Annotated in this window: 20 protein-coding genes; 12 read left to right on the forward strand and 8 right to left on the reverse strand. The window is 70.8% G+C overall.

Annotated features, from left to right (window positions below; translation table 11 throughout):
• The first annotated feature begins 76 nt into the window (after nt 1-76).
• Together recA and LUM46_RS12075 are read left to right on the forward strand one after the other, a co-directional pair.
• On the forward strand, nt 77-1,297 hold the full coding sequence (recA, locus tag LUM46_RS12070) for a recombinase RecA (RefSeq protein ID WP_274994179.1): 1,221 nt from the start codon (nt 77-79) through the stop codon (nt 1,295-1,297).
• Nucleotides 1,298-1,331: 34 nt separating this feature from the next.
• Nucleotides 1,332-1,964, forward strand: coding sequence for a regulatory protein RecX (locus LUM46_RS12075; protein ID WP_274994180.1), 633 nt, complete (start codon nt 1,332-1,334; stop codon nt 1,962-1,964).
• Nucleotides 1,965-2,094: 130 nt separating this feature from the next.
• Here the strand turns inward: LUM46_RS12075 and LUM46_RS12080 are convergent, their stop codons facing one another.
• The 4 genes from LUM46_RS12080 to LUM46_RS12095 form a co-directional block, all read right to left on the reverse strand.
• Nucleotides 2,095-2,970: an amino acid ABC transporter permease gene (locus LUM46_RS12080; RefSeq protein WP_274994181.1), complete on the reverse strand. Its 876-nt coding sequence runs from the start codon at nt 2,968-2,970 to the stop codon at nt 2,095-2,097.
• Nucleotides 2,967-3,656 (reverse strand): amino acid ABC transporter permease, encoded by a 690-nt coding sequence (locus tag LUM46_RS12085; protein ID WP_274994182.1) that lies wholly within the window; start codon nt 3,654-3,656, stop codon nt 2,967-2,969. The genes LUM46_RS12080 and LUM46_RS12085 overlap by 4 nt, the downstream gene beginning before the upstream one ends.
• A 142-nt stretch (nt 3,657-3,798) precedes the next feature.
• Nucleotides 3,799-4,647 carry a glutamate ABC transporter substrate-binding protein gene (locus LUM46_RS12090; protein ID WP_274994184.1) on the reverse strand — a complete coding sequence of 283 codons (849 nt, stop codon included), beginning with the start codon at nt 4,645-4,647 and terminating at the stop codon, nt 3,799-3,801.
• 59 nt (nt 4,648-4,706) lie between these two features.
• The gene (locus tag LUM46_RS12095; protein ID WP_274994186.1) at nt 4,707-5,522 is read right to left on the reverse strand and encodes an amino acid ABC transporter ATP-binding protein; all 816 of its coding nucleotides are present in this window, start codon (nt 5,520-5,522) and stop codon (nt 4,707-4,709) included.
• Between the two features lie 149 nt (nt 5,523-5,671).
• On the opposite strand from LUM46_RS12095, the gene miaB reads away from it, so the two are divergent.
• On the forward strand, nt 5,672-7,330 hold the full coding sequence (miaB, locus tag LUM46_RS12100; RefSeq protein WP_274994187.1) for a tRNA (N6-isopentenyl adenosine(37)-C2)-methylthiotransferase MiaB: 1,659 nt from the start codon (nt 5,672-5,674) through the stop codon (nt 7,328-7,330).
• Between the two features lie 35 nt (nt 7,331-7,365).
• Here the strand turns inward: miaB and LUM46_RS12105 are convergent, their stop codons facing one another.
• Together LUM46_RS12105 and LUM46_RS12110 are read right to left on the reverse strand one after the other, a co-directional pair.
• On the reverse strand, nt 7,366-7,950 hold the full coding sequence (locus LUM46_RS12105) for a type III secretion system chaperone family protein (RefSeq protein WP_274994188.1): 585 nt from the start codon (nt 7,948-7,950) through the stop codon (nt 7,366-7,368).
• Nucleotides 7,947-8,546, reverse strand: coding sequence for a type III secretion system chaperone family protein (locus LUM46_RS12110; RefSeq protein ID WP_274994189.1), 600 nt, complete (start codon nt 8,544-8,546; stop codon nt 7,947-7,949). Before LUM46_RS12110 ends, LUM46_RS12105 begins: the two co-directional genes overlap by 4 nt.
• 111 nt (nt 8,547-8,657) lie before the next feature.
• Here LUM46_RS12110 and LUM46_RS12115 point away from each other — a divergent pair, with 111 nt between their 5' ends.
• From LUM46_RS12115 to dapF, 3 genes are all read left to right on the forward strand, one after another.
• Entirely contained in the window at nt 8,658-9,269 is a 612-nt protein-coding gene (locus LUM46_RS12115; protein WP_274994190.1) for a hypothetical protein, read from the forward strand.
• A gap of 68 nt (nt 9,270-9,337) precedes the next feature.
• Nucleotides 9,338-10,357, forward strand: coding sequence for a tRNA (adenosine(37)-N6)-dimethylallyltransferase MiaA (gene miaA / locus LUM46_RS12120; RefSeq protein ID WP_274994191.1), 1,020 nt, complete (start codon nt 9,338-9,340; stop codon nt 10,355-10,357).
• Nucleotides 10,354-11,319 (forward strand): diaminopimelate epimerase, encoded by a 966-nt coding sequence (gene dapF / locus LUM46_RS12125; protein WP_274994192.1) that lies wholly within the window; start codon nt 10,354-10,356, stop codon nt 11,317-11,319. Before miaA ends, dapF begins: the two co-directional genes overlap by 4 nt.
• Nucleotides 11,320-11,386: 67 nt before the next feature.
• On the opposite strand, the gene LUM46_RS12130 is transcribed toward dapF, so the two are convergent.
• Both LUM46_RS12130 and LUM46_RS12135 read right to left on the reverse strand, forming a co-directional pair.
• Nucleotides 11,387-11,986 (reverse strand): class I SAM-dependent methyltransferase, encoded by a 600-nt coding sequence (locus tag LUM46_RS12130; protein ID WP_274994193.1) that lies wholly within the window; start codon nt 11,984-11,986, stop codon nt 11,387-11,389.
• Nucleotides 11,987-12,225: 239 nt separating this feature from the next.
• Nucleotides 12,226-12,642 (reverse strand): hypothetical protein, encoded by a 417-nt coding sequence (locus tag LUM46_RS12135; RefSeq protein WP_274994194.1) that lies wholly within the window; start codon nt 12,640-12,642, stop codon nt 12,226-12,228.
• A gap of 188 nt (nt 12,643-12,830) precedes the next feature.
• Between LUM46_RS12135 and hflX the strand changes: the two genes are divergently transcribed.
• The 6 genes from hflX to LUM46_RS12165 all read left to right on the forward strand — a co-directional run bounded on the left by hflX (nt 12,831) and on the right by LUM46_RS12165 (nt 20,658).
• Entirely contained in the window at nt 12,831-14,372 is a 1,542-nt protein-coding gene (hflX, locus tag LUM46_RS12140) for a GTPase HflX (protein WP_274994195.1), read from the forward strand.
• A 102-nt stretch (nt 14,373-14,474) separates the two neighbouring features.
• Nucleotides 14,475-15,494: a LacI family DNA-binding transcriptional regulator gene (locus LUM46_RS12145; protein ID WP_274994196.1), complete on the forward strand. Its 1,020-nt coding sequence runs from the start codon at nt 14,475-14,477 to the stop codon at nt 15,492-15,494.
• Nucleotides 15,495-15,547: 53 nt separating this feature from the next.
• On the forward strand, nt 15,548-17,224 hold the full coding sequence (locus LUM46_RS12150; RefSeq protein ID WP_274994197.1) for a glycoside hydrolase family 13 protein: 1,677 nt from the start codon (nt 15,548-15,550) through the stop codon (nt 17,222-17,224).
• A gap of 87 nt (nt 17,225-17,311) precedes the next feature.
• A complete protein-coding gene (locus tag LUM46_RS12155) occupies nt 17,312-18,685 on the forward strand; it encodes an ABC transporter substrate-binding protein (RefSeq protein ID WP_274994198.1) in 1,374 nt (457 codons plus the stop codon).
• 61 nt (nt 18,686-18,746) lie between these two features.
• The gene (locus LUM46_RS12160; RefSeq protein WP_274994199.1) at nt 18,747-19,721 is read left to right on the forward strand and encodes a carbohydrate ABC transporter permease; all 975 of its coding nucleotides are present in this window, start codon (nt 18,747-18,749) and stop codon (nt 19,719-19,721) included.
• A gap of 1 nt (nt 19,722) precedes the next feature.
• On the forward strand, nt 19,723-20,658 hold the full coding sequence (locus LUM46_RS12165) for a carbohydrate ABC transporter permease (protein ID WP_274994200.1): 936 nt from the start codon (nt 19,723-19,725) through the stop codon (nt 20,656-20,658).
• Nucleotides 20,659-20,718: the final 60 nt, after the last annotated feature.

The raw sequence follows: 20,718 nt of genomic DNA on the forward strand, positions 1-20,718 counted from the left end.
CCGCGTACGGTCGGCAACGACGTACAGAGCCATCCATGCCGGCGCACAGAGCGCCCTGAAACCGAAGGTGTTGCACATGCCCGCACCAGCAGATCGCGACAAGGCCCTCGAAGCGGCCCTCGCCCAGATCGACCGCAGCTTTGGCAAGGGCTCGGTCATGCGCCTCGGCGACGAGATCCGCGCACCCATCGAGGTGATCCCGACCGGTTCGATCGCCCTCGACGTGGCGCTCGGCATCGGTGGCCTGCCCCGTGGCCGTGTCGTCGAGGTATATGGGCCCGAGTCCTCGGGTAAGACGACCATCGCGCTGCACGCGGTGGCGAGCGCGCAGCGCCAGGGCGGCATCGCGGCGTTCATCGACGCCGAGCACGCGCTGGACCCGGACTACGCCAAGAAGCTCGGTGTCGACACCGACGCCCTCCTGGTCTCGCAGCCGGACACCGGTGAGCAGGCGCTGGAGATCACCGACATGCTGATCCGCTCCGGCGCGCTCGACATCATCGTGATCGACTCCGTCGCCGCGCTGACGCCCAAGGCCGAGATCGAGGGCGAGATGGGCGACAGCCACGTGGGTCTGCAGGCCCGCCTCATGTCGCAGGCTCTCCGCAAGATCACGGGTGCCCTGAGCTCGTCCGGCACGACCGCCATCTTCATCAACCAGCTGCGCGAGAAGATCGGCGTGTTCTTCGGCTCGCCCGAGACCACCACCGGTGGCAAGGCGCTGAAGTTCTACGCGTCGATCCGTCTCGACATCCGCCGCATCGAGACCCTCAAGGAGGGTACGGACGCCGTCGGTAACCGCACCCGGGTGAAGGTCGTCAAGAACAAGATGGCGCCGCCGTTCAAGCAGGCGGAGTTCGACATCCTGTACGGCCACGGCATCTCCCGCGAGGGTGGCCTGATCGACATGGGCGTGGAGCACGGCTTCGTGCGCAAGTCGGGCTCGTGGTTCACCTACGAGGGCGACCAGCTCGGCCAGGGCAAGGAGAACGCGCGAGCGTTCCTCCGGGACAACCCCGACCTCGCCAACGACATCGAGAAGCGCGTCAAGGAGAAGCTGGGCGTGGGCCCGAAGGTCGACGCACCGGCAGTCGAGGGTGCGGGCGCCGCCACGGCGACACCTGCCGCAGAGACCGCACCGGCCGCAGGCGCCGTCGCGGCGGCGAGCTCGTCCTCGCGGACGACCGCCACGGCGAAGGCGACCAAGTCGACCAGCGCACGTTCGAAGGCCACCAAGCCGGCGGTGTCGAAGACCGCCGAGAAGGCGGAAGCGGCCGCCGAGAAGGCGCCGTTCTGACGTGCAGTACGGTGATCCAGCGGATGGTCCCGGCGTGGGGAAGCGTCGGGGCCGTCCGGCCGCTCGGGACGGTGGCTGGACGAGCAGCCGCGGAGGGCGCAGCAGCGCCGACCGTGCACCACGCAAGTCCGTCGCGGAGCGCCTGGAGGCCGGCGAGATCAGCCGGGACGAGGCCGTCGAGAAGGCTCGTGAGGTAGTCCTGAAGACCCTGACGGCGGCACAGCGGTCCCGGCGCGAGCTGGAGCAGTCGCTGGCCCGCAAGGGCTACCCGGAGGACGTCGTCGAGCAGGTGCTCGACAGGTTCGACGAGGTGGGTCTGGTGGACGACGCGACCTACGCGGAGACCATCGTCCGCACCCGCCATGCCGAGCGGGGTCTCGCGCGCCGTGGCATCGCCGCCGAGCTGCGCAGGCGGGGCATCGACGAGGACACGGCCACGGAGGCCCTGGATCAGCTCGACCCCGACGACGAGCGCGTGGCGGGTGCCAAGCTGGCCACCAAGCTGATCACGCGCACGCGCAGCCTGGACCGCCAGGTGCGGGTCCGTCGCGCCGTCGGCTCGCTCGCGCGAAAGGGTTACGCGCCCGGGCTGGCGTTCGAGCTGGTGCGGGAGGCGCTCGCCGCGGAGGGCGAGGACACGGACGACCTCGACTACGCCGCGGACTGAGGGAGTGCTGGCTTGACGCGGCGCCCGAGCGGTAGGTCGGTAGGTCGGTAGAACGTCAGGTGGTCGGTAGCTCGAGCTACCGACCACCTGACGTTCTACCGACCTACCGTCATCGACTGGCGCGCGCCAGTCACACCCTGGACCCTCCGGCGACCGCTGTCGGGTTGCCGATGCCGGTTCCTTCGAGCGGTGCCGCGGCGGTCCGGCTGGACAGCAGCTTGGACAGCCGGTGTGCCACCACCGTGAGGAGCACGTTCAGGAGGATGAAGACCACGGCCACGGCCGTGAGCACCTGCAGCGGGTTGCCGTCACCGGAGTAGACGATCTGCCCGGCACGAAGCAGCTCCTGGTAGCCGATGATCTGGCCGAGCGCAGAGTCCTTCAGCACCACGACGATCTGCGACACCATGGCGGGCAGCATGGCTACGAGCGCCTGTGGAAGCTGGATCGACCGAAGCGCCTGGCCCTCCGTCAGACCGACCACCAGACCGGCCTCGCGCTGACCGCGGGGCAGGTTTCCCACGCCGGACCGCACCAGCTCGGCGATGACGGACCCGTTGTACAGGATGAGGGCGACGACGACGGCGAGGAACGCCTTGTCACTCACACCCGGCAGCAGCACACCGAACAGCCCGTAGAAGAACACCATCATGAGCAGGACGGGTACGGCACGCAGGAACTCGACGAACACGCCGCACACCCAGCGCACGGGGGCGAGCTGGGACAGCCGGCCCATGCCGAACAGGAGCCCGAACACGAGAGAGCCGACGATCGCGAAGGCTGCAGCGCGCAGTGTGTTCACCAGGCCGGGGAGCAGGTAGTACTGCCAGGTACGGGTGGAGAACACCGGTCCCCACAGGTCCCACGAGAGCTGGCCCTTGGCGTTGAGCTGGATCAGCACCCAGACGGCCACGCCGATCGCGACGACAGCGCCGAGCACGTTTCCTGCGAATGTCCAGGCGCGGGCCCGGGGTCCGGGGGCGTCGAAGAGGACTGATGCGCTCATCGCTGCACCGCCAGTCGCTGGGACAGCCAGGTGGTCAGCACGCCGATCGGGATCACCAGGATCACGTAGCCGAGGGCGAACATCGCGAAGATCCCCCAGAGGTAGTTGGGATTGAACTCGATCATCGTCTTCATCGTCGAGGCGGTCTCCCAGGAGACACTGGCCGCGGCGGCGACGGTGGAGTTCTTCAGCAGCGCGATCAGCGTGTTGCCGAGCGGCGCGATCGCGCCGCGAAACGCCTGAGGCAGGATGATGAGGCGCGCAGCAGGCAGGAACGACAGTCCGATCGCGCGTGCCGCCTCTGCCTGCCCGAGCGGAACGGTGTTCACGCCGGAGCGGATCGACTCGCACACGAACGCCGCGTGATAGACAGCCAGGCCGACGACCGCCAGGCGGAAGAAGTTGCTCTCGAACGTGTCGGCCAGCTGGAGCTGGAGTGCGGTCCACACACCCATCACCATGAAGGTCATGATGATCGTCAGCGGCGTGTTGCGGAGGATGTTCACGTACGTGGCACCGACCCACCGCAGCGACGCGATGGGGGAGATGCGCATCAGCGCGAGCACGGTGCCGAGCACCAGGGCGATCAGCGCGCCCCAGAACGTCAGCTGGATGTTGGTCCAGAACGCCCCGAGCACGTCGTACCGCTCCACGAGCGAGCCGAGCCCGGACAGATAGTCGTTCACGGGTCACCTTTCGGGTGAGGTGCGCCCTTGGCAGGCGCACCCCGGTCGGTCAGGTCTCAGACGGCAGGAGTGCCGCCCCCTCAGCGAACGGGATCGCGCCTCGCACGGCAGGCGCGATCCCGTTTCACTACGAGTGGAGACGTCAGGCGCAAGCCTCCGGCGTCGGCGGGTTGAGGTCCGCGTTCGGCGTGTAGTCAGTACCTTCGGTGTTCGCGGCCACTGCGTCTTCCCACGCACCCTCGTCGATCATCTTGGTGATCGCTGCGTTGATGTCCTCGCACCGGTCGTCACCCTTGGGGAGGCCGACCCCGTAGTTCTCCTCCGAGAACGGGTTGCCGACGACCTTGAGGTTGCCGTCACCGTTGGCCGCCGCGAGACCGGCGAGGATGATGTCGTCGGTCGTGACGGCGTCGACCTGGCCGGCGGAGAGGGCAGTCACGCACTCGGCGTAGCCCGGACGCTCCAGGAGCTGGACGCCCTCGGCGTAGTCGGTCTTGATCTTCTCTGCCGAGGTGGAGCCGGTGACCGAGCAGAGGTTCTTGCCCTCGAGGTCCTCCGGGCCGGTGATGTCGGTGTTGTCGGCGGCGACGAGGAGGTCCTGACCGGCGACGAAGTACGGGCCGGCGAAGTCGATGACCTCCTTGCGCTCGTCGGTGATCGAGTAGGTCGCGAAGATCATGTCGACGTCACCGTTCTGGAGCATCGCCTCGCGGTTGGCCGAAGGCGTCTCCTTGAAGGTGATCTGGTCCTCGCTGTAGCCGAGCTCGTTCGCGACGTACTTGGCGACGTCGACGTCAAAGCCCGTGTACTCGGCACCGTCCTGCAGGCCGAGGCCCGGCTGGTCGTACTTGATGCCGATGGTGATGCCTTCGCCGCCGGCCGCGGTCTCCTCGCCTTCCGACTCGCCCCCGACCTCGGCGCCGCCACAGGCAGAGAGTGTGAGAGTGGTCGCTGCCGCCATTGCCAGCAGCCCCATGGTGTGCTTACGCATGATTCCCCTTCGGTAAGTGCGGGATCCGGTACGGAACCCTTGGCTCAGTCAGTGAAAGATCAGTGGGTGAGGATCTTCGAGAGGAAGTCGCGGGCCCGCTCGCTCTTGGGAGCGGTGAAGAACTCCTCGGGGGGAGCCTCCTCGACGATCTGGCCGTCCGCCATGAAGACGACGCGGTGGGCAGCCTTGCGGGCGAAGCCCATCTCGTGCGTGACCACGATCATGGTCATGCCCTCCTCGGCGAGGGCGACCATGACATCGAGCACCTCGTTGACCATCTCGGGGTCGAGTGCCGACGTCGGCTCGTCGAACAGCATCACCTTGGGCTGCATCGCGAGAGCCCGTGCGATCGCCACGCGCTGCTGCTGACCGCCGGAGAGCTGGGCGGGCATCTTGCCCGCCTGGTTTCCGACGCCCACCCGGTCGAGCAGGGTGCGTGCCAGCTCCTCGGCGTCCTTCTTGCTCATGCCGCGCACCTTGCGCGGCCCGAGGGTCACGTTGTCGAGCACGGTCTTGTGTGCGAACAGGTTGAACGACTGGAAGACCATGCCGACCTCGGCCCGCAGCTGGGCAAGAGCCTTGCCCTCCTCGGGCAGGGTCTTCCCGTCCACGGCGATGCTGCCGTCGTCGATCGTCTCGAGGCGGTTGATCGCGCGGCACAACGTCGACTTGCCGGACCCGGACGGGCCGATCACGACGAGTACCTCGCCCTTGTGGACGGTGAGATCGATGTCCTGCAAGACGTGCAGCTCACCGAAGTGCTTGTTGACGTGGTTCAGCTCTACGAGGGGCGCCCCGAGGACGCGGTCCGACGTCGGAGCGTCCACGGTCTCGTCGGCCGCCGGTTGGCCGGTGGTCGGGGTGCTCTGGTCCATCCCTTGAACCTAACGATCCGATGTTTCAAGGACCAAGTCGACGGGTCATCGGGGCACAACGTTTCGGTAACAGATGCCCGCTATGGCCCGCTCTGGTGGTGAAACTTCGTGGTTCGGCATGCCTCGACAGGGGTCGTAAAATCGTCGGGATGTCCACGACCGCCCCCGCCCCAGCCCTGCCCGACGCCGCCGCGACCGACCGCTGGACCGATCCAGCCGTCCACGACGAGGCTCCGGAGCAGCCGCAGCGTACCTATATGGTGCGCACGCTGGGCTGCCAGATGAACGTGCACGACTCCGAGCACATGGCCGGGATGCTCGAGGAGGCCGGCTACACCCGCGCGTCCAGCCAGGACGAGGCCGCGAACGCCGCCGACGTCGTGGTGATCAACACGTGCGCCGTGCGCGAGAACGCCGCCAACAAGCTGTACGGGAACCTGGGCCAGCTCGCCAGCATCAAGGCGGCCCGGCCGGGTATGCAGATCGCCGTCGGCGGGTGCCTGGCCCAGAAGGACCGCGGCGACATCGTGGCGAAGGCGCCGTGGGTCGACGTCGTCTTCGGCACGCACAACCTCGACGCCCTGCCCGTGCTCCTGGAGCGCGCGCGGCACAACGAGGCGGCGCAGGTCGAGATCGCGGAGTCCCTGCAGGTCTTCCCGTCCACGCTGCCGACCAAGCGCGAGTCCGTCTACGCCGGCTGGGTCAGCATCTCGGTGGGCTGCAACAACACGTGCACCTTCTGCATCGTGCCGCACCTGCGCGGCAAGGAGCGCGACCGTCGGCCGGGAGAGGTCCTCGCGGAGGTCGAGGCGCTCGTCGCCGCCGGCGCCATCGAGGTGACCCTGCTCGGCCAGAACGTGAACAGCTACGGCGTCGAGTTCGGCGACCGGGGGGCGTTCGCCAAGCTGCTGCGGGCCTGCGGCCGGATCGAGGGCCTGGAGCGGGTGCGGTTCACGTCCCCGCACCCCGCCGCGTTCACCGACGACGTCATCGCCGCCATGGCCGAGACCCCCAACGTGATGCCGCAACTGCACATGCCGCTGCAGTCCGGATCCGACCGGATCCTGCGCGCGATGCGCCGCTCGTACCGCTCGGAGAAGTTCCTGGGGATCCTCGACCGCGTGCGCGACGCGATGCCCGACGCCTCGATCACCACCGACATCATCGTCGGCTTCCCGGGTGAGACCGAGGAGGACTTCGCCGAGACGCTGCGCGTCGTCGAGGCGTCCCGGTTCAGCTCGGCCTTCAGCTTCCAGTACTCACCACGCCCGGGCACGCCCGCCGCGACGATGGCGGACCAGTTGCCCAAGGCGGTGGTGCAGGAGCGGTTCGAGCGCCTGCTGGCCCTGCAGGAGCGCATCGGCGCCGAGGAGGCCGACAAGCAGATCGGGCGCACGCTCGAGGTGCTCGTGTCCGAGGGCTCCGGCAAGAAGGACGGCGCCATGCACCGCCTCTCCGGGCGAGCGGAGGACAACCGGCTGGTGCACGTCGGCCTGCCTGCCCCGACGCTCGAGCTCACCGGCGCCCCGGCGAGCCTCGACGACCTGCGCCTGGCCGCCGTCGTTCCCGAAGGGCTGCCGCGACCCGGCGACATGGTGACCGTCACCGTGACGAAGGCCGCCCCGCACCACCTGATCGCCGACCCCGTGTCCGCGGGGCCCCTCGTGGTGCGGCGCACCCGCTCCGGTGACGCGTGGGCGCAGCGTGAGAAGGTGCGCCTCGGCGGCGGGGAGGACACCCACTCCCACGGCACGCCGGCGCCGTCGGGCCCGGTCTCGCTGGGCCTGCCGGCCCTCCGCGGGAAGTAGGACCGCGGGAGCGGGACCAGGGTCCTACTTCGGTCCTACTTCGCGGTGTCGCCCGGCTCCGCGTCCGGACCCGGTTCGGTGTCCGACGGCGGGGCGAGCGAGGCGACCGTCGAGAAGAACTGGCTGGCCGTGACCAGGCCGCACGAGACCGTCTGGGCGAGCTGGTCGTCCGTGGCGCCGTGCTCGAAGTCCACCGACACCTCGGCGTACAGGGCGAGCCCTGCCGCCTCCTCGCGCGTGTAGACCTTGGGCCAGATGCGCTCGCGGTTCCAGTCGTTGGCGGCCTGCAGCACAGCGAGGCGCGCCCCGCCGGGCAGCGTGCCCGCCCAGCGGCCGCGCACCTGCAGGATCTCGTCGTGCTCGCCGAGCAGCAGGAACCAGAACCGGTTGCCGTCCCAGGTGCCGGTGACGTCGCCGTCGTCGTCGATGCGGAACCGGTAGCCGCGCCGCGAGAGGTCGTCGCCGACACGCTGCGTGCTCAGCGGCCGGGGCTTCTCGACCTGGACGTTGGCGATGGTCCGGGTCTGCATGCCCGGGGAACGCCGGGCCGCCGCCGGGCGCGGGTTCAGCAGTCGTGCGAGCCAGCGGCTGGCGCCGCCCCCGCCGGGTGCGCGGCTCATGGCGCAGACCTCAGCGGGTCGGGGAACGTCTCGTCGAGGTGCTCGAAGAACATGGAGCCGGTCGTCAGCCCGCACTGCAGGAGCTGGTCCAGCTGGTCCTCGGTGACACCGTGCTCCAGGTCGACGGTGACCTCGGTGTAGACGAGCACCGCTCCGTTGTCGCGGACCCGGACGTACGTCTTGGGCCAGATGCGCTCGGCGTTCCACTCGTTGCAGAGCTCGAGGATCTCCTCGAGCCGCTCGATGGTGAGGTCGCGGTGCCACTGCCCGCGTACCTGCAGCACCTCGGAGCTCTCGCCGACCATCAGGAAGTAGAACAGCCAGCCGTGCCACAGCCCGCCGACGTCGCCCTCCGAGTCCACGAAATAGCTGAACCCGTTCTCACCCAGCCACTCGACCACGCGGTCGCGCGTCAACGGCTCAGGGATGGAGGAGGGATCGTCGAGACCGCCCGTCAGCTCTCGAAGCAGAACGCCTTCGACCTGTGCCCGCAGCTCGTCATCGTCGAGTTCCCTGGGCTCGGGCTGTTGCGGGCCGGTGGCCGCACGGTCGCCGTCGCCCGCCGTGTTCCGGCGTCGTGACCCGAAGAACCTCACCTGCCCACAGTACCCGCCAGACCCCTGACCTCGCTGCGTCGATCGCGTGAGAAAGGGGTGGAATCTCCCGGGAACGGCTTGAGGCCGGGCCTCCTGCTAGTTTCATGGATCGTGCGCGCCGTCATCCTGCCTGCGACCCCCCTGCTTCTCGACGGGGTGGCCCCTGGCCTGCGGCGGGACCCGTTGGCGCCGGTTCGTGCCGCGGTCCGCGCCGCCCTGGCCGAGCTCACGGCCGAGCTCACCTCCGGCGGCGGGCTGCCGTCGGTCCTCGCCCACGGCCCGGCGCTCCGGCAGGGCCGGCTGCGGCCCTCGCTGGCGGGGTCCGGCATCAGTGACCGCTGGTTGCCGGATGCCTCGACGGGACGGCTCACCCCGGCGCCCGACGACGGCCTGCCGCCTGCCGGGACCGGTGCGTCGGTGGCCCTGCTCGCGCTCGCGGAGGTGCTGGGTGCGCGGACCGCCGACGTCGAGACGCTGGAGGTACCGCCGCACGGCGCGGTGCTGGACGAGCGCGCGGCCGGCCTGCTCCGCCGCACCGACGGCCTGGTCGTCGCGGGCGGGGGAGCGCCCGGTGGGCCGGACAGCAGCCCCGGCGCGCTCACGGACGGGCTGCGGGCGGCACTGCGGGCGGCGGGGGCGGACGGGTGGACCGCGGACGTCCAAGTCTTCGAGGTGTCCCACGACCACCTGCCCCCGGAGTACCGGGTGACGATCCTGTCGTGATGCCGACAGGCGCCGACGTCCCGCCCGACCGCAAGGAGGTCGCGGGAGGCGACCCGTAAGGTGGCCGCGTGATAGTCGTCGCCGTCGTGGGTCCCACCGCCACCGGGAAGTCGGACCTCGCGCTCGACCTCGCCGAGGCGCTGGGTACCCCAGAGTCCGGTACCGCAGGGTCCGGCACCGCAGAGACCCGTCCCGCGGAGATCGTCAACGCCGACGCCTTCCAGCTCTACCGCGGCATGGACGTCGGTACGGCCAAGGTGCCGCCGGCCGAGCGGCGGGGGATCACGCACCACCAGCTCGACGTGCTGGACCCGTCCCAGGACGCCTCGGTGGCCCGTTATCAGGAGTCGGGGCGCGCCGACCTGGACGCGATCGCCGGGCGGGGGGCGCGCGCCGTCGTCGTGGGCGGCTCCGGGCTCTACGTGCGGGCGCTGCTCGACGCCATGGACTTCCCGGGCACCGACCCGGAGATCCGGGCCCGGCTCGAGGCGCGCGCCGAGGCCGAGGGCCGCCGCGCCCTGCACGCCGAGCTCTCCGGCCTGGACCCGCAGGCCGCGACAAGCATCGGGCCGCACAACACCCGCCGCATCGTGCGAGCGCTGGAGGTCATCGAGATCACCGGCCGCCCCTACACGGCCAACCTGCCCCGGCAGGAGTACGTGCGGCCCGCCGTACAGATCGGCCTCGACTGCTCCCGAGAGGTGCTGGACGCGCGCGTCGCGTCGCGCGTGGACCGCATGTGGGAGGCCGGTCTGGTCGACGAGGTGCGGTCCCTGGCGAGCCCTGAGCAGGGCGGGACGGGGGCCGGCCTGGGCGTCACCGCCGTCCGCGCCGTCGGCTACGCGGAGGTGCTCGCCTGGTGGCGTGGCGAGACCACCGAGGCGGAGGCGCGGGAGGCCATCACCGCGAACACCCGGCGGCTGGCGCGCAAGCAGATGGGCTGGTTCGGGCGCGACCCGCGCGTGCACTGGCTGGACGCGGCCGCCCCCGACCTGCTCGACGCGGCCCTCGCGATCGTCGCCGACGCCGACGCCGACGCCTTGCCGCTTGCGGGGACCGAGCCCGTGCGCCGTAGCCTGGGGTCATGACGCAGCCCGCGACCAGCTCTGTGCCCTCCGCCCCGACGCCCGACACCCTCGCCTTCACCAAGGGACACGGCACGCAGAACGACTTCGTGCTGATCGCGGACCCCGAGGGAGTGCTCGAGCTCGGACCGCAGGAGGTGCGCAGGCTGGCCGACCGGCGCAGCGGCGTCGGCGGCGACGGCGTGATCCGGCTCGCCCCGACCGCGGCGCTCGCCCGCGCCGGCGAGCAGGCCGCCCAGGACGCCCTCGCCGAGGACCCGACGGCCGAGTGGTTCATGGACTACCGCAACTCCGACGGCTCCGTGGCCGAGATGTGCGGCAACGGCGTCCGGGTCTTCGCGGCCTTCGCCGAGCAGCAAGGGCTCGCCGACCTGTCCGCCGGCCCGCTCAGCCTCGGCACGCGTGCCGGCGTCAAGCGGGTCACCAAGGAGCCCGGCGGCTGGTACGCCGTCGACATGGGGCCCTGGTTCCTGCCCGGCGGCGAGTCCGCCGCGGCCGACGGGTACGATGCCGCGGTCGCGGTCCACGGATGGACCGCGCCCCGCCCCGCCCTGAGCGTGGACCTCGGCAACCCGCACACGGTCGTCGCCCTTGCGAGCCTCGACGAGCTGGAGTCCCTCGAGCTCTTCCACGCCCCCGAGGTCGCGCCCCTGCCCCCGCGGGGCACCAACGTCGAGCTCGTGGTGCCGCTCGGCGAGGAGGAGGGCCCGGACGGCGTCGTCGGCCGCCTCCGCATGCGGGTGCACGAGCGCGGTGTGGGCGAGACGCCGTCGTGCGGCACGGGCGCCTGCGCCGCGGCGCTCGCGGTCCGGACCTGGCAGGCAGGGTCGTCCGGCGCCGGCGCGCCCGACACGTGGATCGTCGAGGTGCCCGGCGGCGAGGTGCGGGTGCGGCTCCTGCCCAGCGGCAACGTCGAGCTGGCGGGCCCTGCGGCGCTGGTCTACTCCGGGCAGGTCGCTCGCTAGGGTGCCTGCGGCGCGCAGCTCCGAGCGAGCTGCCCGGTCGGGGGAGAGGCGCGGCGGGCGTGCGGCGTCAGCCCGCCACGCGCAGGATGCGGAACCCCTTGGACGACGCCTCCCGGGCGACCTGCAGCCCGAGCGTGTCGGTGATCCAGCGCGCCAGCGAGTCGGATCCCAGGTTCTTCTGCACGACGAGCCAGGCCTCGGCGCCGTCCGCGAGCCGGGGGAGCCAGCGCGTGAGGAGGTCGTGGAGTGCCTGCTTGCCGACCCGGATCGGCGGGTTGGACCAGCACGCGTCGAACTCGAGGTCCGCAGGCACCTCGTCCGGCAGGGCCGCCCGGACGTTGCCCAGGCCGAGCCGCTCGGCGTTGCGACGCACCAGGTCGAGGGCGCGTTCGTTGACGTCGACGGCCCACACGGTGGCGTGCGGTGCCTCCAGCGCGAGGGAGATCGTGATGGGCCCCCAGCCGCACCCCAGGTCGAGCAGGTTGCCCGACGGCGGGGGCGTGGGCACGCCGTTCAGCAGCACCGCGGTGCCCTTGTCGACCCCGCTGGGCGAGAAGACTCCCGGTGCCACCTCGACCTCCAGCTCCCGACCGGCGAGGTGGACGGTGCGGGTGCGGCGCTCGTCGTCCGAGGCGGGCTGCGCGGTGAAGTAGTGGTCGGTGGACACCGCACGATCCTAGGCGCTTGCCGGGCAGGACGACCGGTGCGAGCCTTCCGCCACGGAGATCGTGCCGGTGTCACTCCCACGGGCCGGACCCAGGCGTACCGGCCGGTGCCGAGACCCACTCCTTTCGACCAGCGGTGGAGCCACTCGTCGAGGTCCCGCAGCACGGCGGGCTCGCGGAGCCCGGTGAGGTACCTCTCGTGGGACCTGACGACCTCCGGGGCCAGACCGCGCTGCCTGACCTAGCCGACGAGGCGTCCGCGGAGCTCGGCCGTCACAGCGCGGTCGTCCAGCAGCACACTGTGCGTGATGCCGACGAGGTCGTCGTCCACCAGTCCCGTGACGCCCGTCCGGACGATGTCCGGCGGACGGACCACCGGTCGCGGGGCCGGCGTCAGGAGCATGTTCGCCCGCCAGTCGTAGCCCGGGTCGCGCAGGTGGTCGCGCAGGGCGGACACGATCATGTCCGAAGGGCACGAGCGATGCTCCAGCGGCAGCATCCGGCGCAGCCGGTTCAGCACCGAGGCCACGCCTCGCCGGACCTGGGCCGCGATGGCGTCGGCATCGGCACCGCCGCGCGCCAGGGCCACCATCTCCGTGGTCTCCTCGTCGGTCCACGGGTGGCCCGACCGGGTTCGTTCCTGGTCCTTCTCGAGCATGGCTCTACCGCCCCCTGCGTGTGGTGATCGTTGCTCGTCCAGTCTGGCAGCGCAGGCTGTCGGCACCGGGTAGTTATCCACAGGCAGGCGGTCCGCGGTCCTCGGTGCGGGAAAGACATAGCCGTGGGACTTTCGGGCGTGGGATCCTTGTTGTGCAGAGGGAAGAACCATCGAGAGTTAGGTAATACATGACCCACACCCCGACAGAGCCCGAGCTCCCCGCAGAGGAGACGCCCGAACTCCGCGCAGTCCAGGCAGATGCCCAGGCGATCGCGAACGATGTCGTGGCACGGGTTCTCGCTCGGGCGGGGACCGCACGTGCCGACGGCCGCACTGTGCACACCGCGGCGGACGGCGACCAGATCGATCTCGAGGAGCGCACGGCGCTCCGCCGCGTCGCCGGTCTGTCGACCGAGCTCGAGGACGTCACCGAGGTCGAGTACCGGCAGCTGCGCCTGGAGAAGGTGGTGCTCGTCGGCCTGTTCACCGGTGGTGAGCGTGCCGCCCGTGACGCGGAGATCTCGCTGCGCGAGCTCGCCGCGCTGGCCGAGACGGCCGGCTCCCAGGTGCTGGACGGCATGCTGCAGCGCCGGCAGAAGCCTGACCCGGGCACGTACCTGGGGTCCGGCAAGGCCCTGGAGCTCGCCGAGGTGGTCCTGGCGACGGGAGCCGACACCGTGATCGTCGACAGCGAGCTGGCGCCCTCCCAGCGCCGTGCGCTCGAGGACGTGGTCAAGGTCAAGGTCGTCGACCGGACGGCCCTCATCCTGGACATCTTCGCGCAGCACGCCAAGTCGCGTGAGGGCAAGGCCCAGGTCGAGCTCGCACAGCTCGAGTACCTCCTCCCGCGCCTGCGCGGCTGGGGCGAGTCGATGTCCCGCCAGGCCGGTGGCCAGGTGGGCGGCGCGGGCGCCGGTATGGGTTCGCGCGGTCCCGGTGAGACCAAGATCGAGCTGGACCGGCGGCGCATCCGTGACCGGATGGCCAAGCTGCGGCGGGAGATCGCCGCGATGAAGCCGGCCCGCGAGACCAAGCGGCTCAGCCGCAAGCGCAACGCGATCCCAGCGGTCGCGATCGCGGGCTACACGAACGCGGGCAAGTCCTCGCTGCTCAACGCGCTCACCGGCGCGGGTGTGCTGGTCCAGAACGCGCTCTTCGCCACGCTGGACCCGACCGTCCGCCGCACCAAGACCGAGGACGGCCGCGTCTACACCTTCACGGACACGGTCGGGTTCGTGCGGCACCTGCCGCACCAGCTCGTCGAGGCGTTCCGGTCCACGCTGGAGGAGGTCGGCGAGGCCGACATCCTGCTGCACGTGGTCGACGCGTCCCACCCGGACCCGGAGGGACAGATCGCCGCAGTCCGCGAGGTGCTGTCCGAGATCCCGGCCTTCGAGAACGTCCACGAGATCGTGGTGCTGAACAAGGCCGACATCGCCGACCCGACGGTCGTCGGTCGCATACAGCGACGGGAGCGGCACACCGCCGTCGTCTCGGCGCACTCCGGCGAGGGCATCGCCGAGCTGCGTGCCCGGATCGCCGCCGAGCTGCCGCGGCCGGGCATCCAGATCGACCTCGTCGTCCCGTACGAGCGGGGCGACCTGGTGCACCGGGTGCACGAGCACGGTGACATCGAGCTCACCGAGCACGTCGCGGCGGGCACGCACCTGCGTGGCCGCGTCGACGAGCAGCTCGCCACCGAGCTGCAGCGGGTCGCCGTCGCGTCCTGACCCGGACGCACCCGGCACCGAACGGCAGAGATACGCAAACCGCTTGCAGGAGCATGAAATCCCTGCAAGCGGTTTGCGTTGTTCGTGACTAGGATCGACGTCATGTCGAGACGGTTAGCGGATGTGGCGAAGAAGGTAGGGGTCAGCGAGGCGACGGTCAGCCGTGTCCTCAACGGCAAGCCCGGGGTGTCCCAGGGCACGCGGGACGCGGTGCTCACGGCCCTCGACGTGCTGGGCTACGAGCGGCCCACCAAGCTGCGGGGCAGTCGCGGCAAGCTCGTCGGGCTGGTCCTGCCGGAGCTCGTGAACCCGATCTTTCCCGCGTTCGCGGAGGTGATCGGCGGCGCGCTCGCCCAGCAGGGGTACACGCCGGTGCTCTGCACGCGCACGGCCGGCGGCGTCACCGAGGCCGAGTACATCGATCTCCTGCTGCAGCAGCAGGTCTCCGGCGTGATCTTCGCGGGCGGCTTCTACGCGGAGCGAGAGGCCGACCACTCCCACTACCGGCGGCTGGAGGACCTCGGGCTGCCGGTGGTGCTCATGAACGCGTCGATCGAGGACCTGGGCTTCCCGCGCGTCGCCACCGACGACCTCGTGGCGATCGAGCAGGCGATGGGCCACGTCGCGTCGCTGGGCCATCAGCGGATCGGTCTGCTGCTGGGCCCGGCCGACCACGTTCCCTCGGAGCGCAAGCTCGCCGCCGCCCGCCGGTTCGCGGAGCGGCACGACCTCGCGCTCGACGCCGACCTGGTGGTGCACTCGCAGTACTCCCTGGAGAGCGGCCAGGCCGCGGCCAACCGCCTGATCGAGCGGGGTGCCACCGCGATCGTCTGCGCCAGCGACCCGCTCGCCCTCGGCGCGATCCGGGCGGTGCGGCGCGTCGGGCTCTCGTGCCCGGCGGACGTGTCGGTGGTCGGCTTCGACGACTCGGCGTTGATGAACTCCACCGATCCGGCCCTGACGACGGTGCGCCAGCCGATCGAGCCGATGGGCCGTGCCGCCGTCGACCTGCTCGCCGCACTCATCGACGGCAGCGACGTGCCGCGCGACGAGCTGCTCTTCGAACCGGAGCTCGTGGTCCGTGCCTCCACCGCTGCGGCGAAGGTTGTCACGAATCGATAAGGTTACTGTCGAGTTCTTGCGCTCCCGTTGTCATGTGACTTACGGTTCACCGCATGACGACGACGTCCGAGCCTGCAGCAGAACTGCCCACCGCCGGGCCCGAGTGGTGGCGCAGTGCGGTGATCTACCAGATCTACCCGCGCAGCTTCGCGGACGGGAACGGCGACGGCACCGGTGATCTCGCCGGTGTCCGTTCGCGGCTCGGCTACCTGCGCGACCTGGGTGTGGACGCCATCTGGTACACGCCCTGGTACGCGTCGCCGCTCGCGGACGGCGGCTACGACGTGCGGGACTACCGCCGGATCGACCCGGCGTTCGGCACCCTGGACGACGCCGAGGCGCTGATCGCCGAGGCCCGCGAGCTGGGCATCCGGACCATCGTCGACGTGGTCCCCAACCACGTCTCGGCGGAGCACGAGTGGTTCCGCGCCGCGCTGGCGGCCGGCCCCGGCTCGCCGGAGCGCGAGCGGTTCTGGTTCCACGACGGCGGGGGACCCGACGGGGCGCGGATCCCGACGGGCTGGGTGTCGAGCTTCCAGGGGCAGACCTGGACCCGCACGACGAACCCGGACGGCACACCCGGCCAGTGGTACCTGCACCTGTTCACCCCCGAGCAGCCGGACCTGAACTGGAACCACCCCGACGTCCGGCAGGAGCACGAGGACGTCCTGCGGTTCTGGTTCGACCGGGGCGCGGCAGGCATCCGGATCGACTCGGCGGCCCTGATCGTCAAGGACCCCGCGCTGCCGGAGGTGCCGGAGACGGTGGGCCCGGGGGAGCACCCGCACCTGGACCGCGACGAGATCCACGACATCTACCGCGGCTGGCGGCGCGTCGCCGAGTCCTACGCCGAGCCGCGTGTGCTCGTCGGCGAGGTGTGGCTCGCGGACCACGAGCGGTTCGCCCAGTACCTGCGCCCCGACGAGATGCACACGGCGTTCAACTTCGACTTCATGGCCCGGCCCTGGGACGCCAAGGAGCTGCGCGAGTCGATCCGGATGACCCTCGAGGCGCACGCCCCCGTGGGCGCTCCCGCCACGTGGGTGCTGTCGAACCACGACGTCACGCGGCCCGTGTCCAGGTACGGGCGAGAGGACTCGTCCTTCGACTTCGCGACCAAGCGGTTCGGCACGCCGTCCGACCTGGAGCTCGGCGCCCGCCGGGCGCGGGCCGCCGCACTGCTGGTCGCGGCGCTGCCGGGTGCCCTGTACGTCTACCAGGGCGACGAGCTCGGCCTGCCCGAGGCGGACGTCCCGCGCGAGCTCATCCAGGACCCCATGCACTTCCGGTCGGAAGGCGTCGATCCCGGCCGGGACGGCTGCCGCGTGCCGCTCCCGTGGACCCGCACCGGCACGAGCCTCGGCTTCGGGCCCGACGGCGGCAGCACGCCCTGGCTGCCCCAGCCCACCGACTGGGCGGACTACTCGGTGGAGGCCCAGGACAGCGACCCGGACTCGATGCTGAGCCTCTACCGTCGCGGGCTGCACCTGCGGCGCGGCCTCCCCGCGCTGCACACCGAGGAGCTCGCGTGGCTCGACCTCGGTCTGGACCTGGACGACGAGGGCGACCACGTCCTCGCGTTCACCCGCGGCGCGCGCTTCGCGTGCGTCGTCAACCTCGGGGCGGCTCCCGTCCCGCTGCCCGCCGGAGCCGCGGTGCTCCTGGCGAGCGCTCCCGTCGACGGCGCCGTCGGACCGGACACGGCCGTCTGGCTCGACCTGCCGTCCTGACCCCGGTCTTCCCCTGCCCAACGGTCTTTCCCCAGCAGTGCCTGCCCCAGAGGTGCCGCCCCCGCGGCACACGACCAAGGAGTGACAATGAAGTCAGCACAGAAGCGCGCAGCGATCGCCCTGGTGGGCGTCCTGTCCGTCGCAGGAACCCTCACGGCCTGCGGCTCGTCCGAAGAGCCTGCCGCCGAGCCCACCGGGCCGGTGACCATCGAGGTCGCCATCGACGCCGGTCTGGAGCCGGAGGCGATCGCCGCGTTCGAGGAGCGGGTCCTGCAGTTCGAGAAGATGAACCCGGACATCCAGGTGGCGACCAAGGAGTTCACCTGGTCCGGCACGACCTTCGCCGCCGAGCTCGCCGGCGGCACGCTGCCCGACGTCTTCCCGATCCCGTTCACCGACGGCCGCGCCCTCATCGAGCGCGAGCAGATCGCCGACATCAGCGACCTCGTCGCGGAGCTGCCCTACGCGGACCAGTTCAACCCCACCATCGCCGAGGCCGGCCAGGACGCCGACGGCGGCATCTGGGCCGTCCCGATCTCCGCCTACAACCAGGGACTGCACTACAACCGCACGCTCTTCGAGGAGGCCGGGCTCGACCCGGACAACCCGCCCGCTACCTGGGACGAGGTGCGCGCGGCCGCCCAGGCCATCGCGGACGAGACCGGCCAGGCCGGCTACGCCCACATGACGCAGAGCAACACGGGCGGCTGGATCCTCACCACCGAGACCTACGCGCTCGGCGGCCGCATCGTCGAGGGTGAGGGCGAGGAGGCGACCGCCACCGTGGACAACGACGCCACGGTGCAGGCCCTCGAGATGCTGCAGGAGATGCGCTGGGAGGACGACTCCATGGGCGCGAGCTTCCTGTACGACTGGAGCACCATCAACCAGGACTTCGCCGCCGGGAAGATCGGCATGTACGTCTCAGGCGGAGCGAACTACCCCAACCTGTTCACACAGAACCAGATGAATCCCGACGAGTACGGCGTGACGGTGCTGCCGCTGGAGGGCGACGACGCCGGCACGCTCGGCGGCGGCACGCTCGCCGCGGTGAGCTCTGCGGCGTCCGAGGCCGAGCAGGCAGCAGCGGTGAAGTGGATCGACTTCTACTACATCTCCAAGCTCACCGACCAGGAGGCCGCCGTCGCCGAAGCTGAGATCGCTGCCAGGACCGACCAGCCCGTCGGCGCACCGGCCCTGCCGATCTTCGACCAGGCGACCTACGAGCAGCAGCAGAGCTGGATCAAGGACTTCGTCAACGTCCCGCTGGAGAACTTCCAGCCCATGACCGAGCAGATGTTCGACCAGCCGGTCATCCCCGAGCCCGCCGTCGCCACCCAGGACGTGTACGCGGCGCTCGACCCGGTGGTCCAGGCGGTGCTGACCGACAAGGACGCGGACATCGACGCGCTCCTCGCCGACGCGCAGACCCAGATCCAGGGCCTGCTCGACCGCAGCTGACCTCCCCGTTGGCCGAGCTCGTCCACCGGGCGAGCTCGGCCACCGAAGCGAAGGATCCACGATGACGACCATCTCCAGCCCGCTGCGAGCCACGGCTCCGGCTCCACCACCGCCGTCGCCCCCGAGGCCCCACCACTCCCGGCGCCGTACCCCCCGCCAATGGCTGCGCGACGGCGGTCTGAGCACCCTGATCATCGCGTGTCCGATGATCCTCGTGTTCGGCGTCTTTTCCTGGTTCCCGATCGGCCGCGCGCTGGTCATGAGCGTCCAGGAGACCAACCTCGTCACGGCCCCCGCGTTCGTGGGGCTCGACAACTTCGTGTTCGTGCTGCAGGACCCGCTCCTGGGCAAGGCCGTCACGAACACACTGTGGTTCGCCCTGCTCGCACTCGTCTTCGGGTACCCGCTGCCGCTGGCCGCCGCGGTCCTGATGAGCGAGGTGCGCCGGATGCGAGGCCTGTTCTCCGCGCTGGCGTACCTGCCCGTCGTCGTGCCGCCCGTCGTGGCGGTGCTGCTCTGGAAGTTCTTCTACGACCCGTCGGACACCGGCGTGTTCAACACCATCGCGGGCTGGGTCGGGCTCGGCCCGTACCCGTGGCTCCAGGACGCCACCAGTGCCATGCCGTCCCTGGTCCTCGAAGCGACCTGGGCTGCGGCCGGCGGGACCGTCATCATCTACCTCGCCGCGCTCGTCGGGGTGCGCACCGAGCTCTACGAGGCAGCGGAGGTCGACGGCGCGGGCGTGTGGCGCAAGATCTGGCACGTGACGCTGCCCCAGCTGCGCGGCGTCCTCTTCATCACGCTCATCCTGCAGGTGATCGGTACCGCGCAGGTGTTCCTCGAACCGTTCCTCTTCACCGGGGGCGGGCCCAACAACGCCACCCTCACCGTCCTGATGCTGATCTACGACTACGCGTTCGGGAGCAGCCTCGGCGGCAACTACGGCGCCGCGACCGCCCTGAGCCTGATGCTCGCGGGCGTCCTGGCCGTCCTCTCCGCGGTCTACTTCCGCGTGACCCGACCCTGGAGCAGCTGACATGGCCGCGAACACCCGGACCCCGTCCGTCGCCCGCCGGCGCGCCACCCGGCCCGAGCTGCCCGCACGGGGCATCGTCTCCTCCCACGACCGGCGCCGGCCGAGCGTACGAGGCTCCCTCGGGATACTGCAGGGCGGTCTGCTGGTCGCCCTGGTCGTCGTCGGGCTCGGGCCGATCCTCTGGCTCGCGAAGGCCGCCGTCACCCCGACCCAGGAAACCCTGCGCGACCCCCTCGGTCTGTTCCCCACCGGGGTCGACTGGGCGAACCTGGCCACCGCGTGGACCAGGGCCGAGATCGACCACTACTTCGTCAACACGCTGATCGTCGCGGTGGGGGCCTGGTTCTTCCAGATCCTCGTCGCCACCACCGGCGGCTACGTGCTGTCGGTGCTGCGGCCCAGGTACGGCAACGTGATCTTCGGGCTCGTCCTGGCGACGCTCTTCGTGCCGTCCGTCGTGCTCCTCGTGCCGCTGTACCTGACCATCCTCGACCTGCCGATCGTCCACGTCAGCCTGCTCAACACGTTCTGGGCCGTCTGGCTGCCCATGGGCGCCAGCGCGTTCAACGTGCTGCTCGTCAAACGGTTCTTCGACGGACTCCCGCGCGAGATCTTCGAGGCCGCCCGCGTCGACGGCGCCGGACCCTTCCGGCTGCTCTGGAGCATCGTGCTCCCGATGTCCAAGCCGATCCTCGGCGTCGTCTCCGTCTTCGCCGTCATCGCCGCGTGGAAGGACTACCTCTGGCCGCTGCTGGTGCTCCCCGACCCGGCCCACCAGCCGCTGTCCGTCCGGCTGCCGGCCATCGCGCCCTACCTGGAGCTCGACGTGTTCCTCGCGGCGCTCGCGATCTCCACGGTGCTGCCGATCGCCCTCTTCCTCGCCTTCCAGCGCCTGTTCCTCAGCGGGGCCGGCCTGGGCGGGGCGGTCAAGGGGTAGCCCGCCCAGCCACCGACGCCTGTGGACGACGTGGGGTGCATGTCGGTGGTCCGGCCTAGG

This window comes from Promicromonospora iranensis (assembly GCF_028994805.1).
Lineage (GTDB): Bacteria > Actinomycetota > Actinomycetes > Actinomycetales > Cellulomonadaceae > Promicromonospora > Promicromonospora iranensis.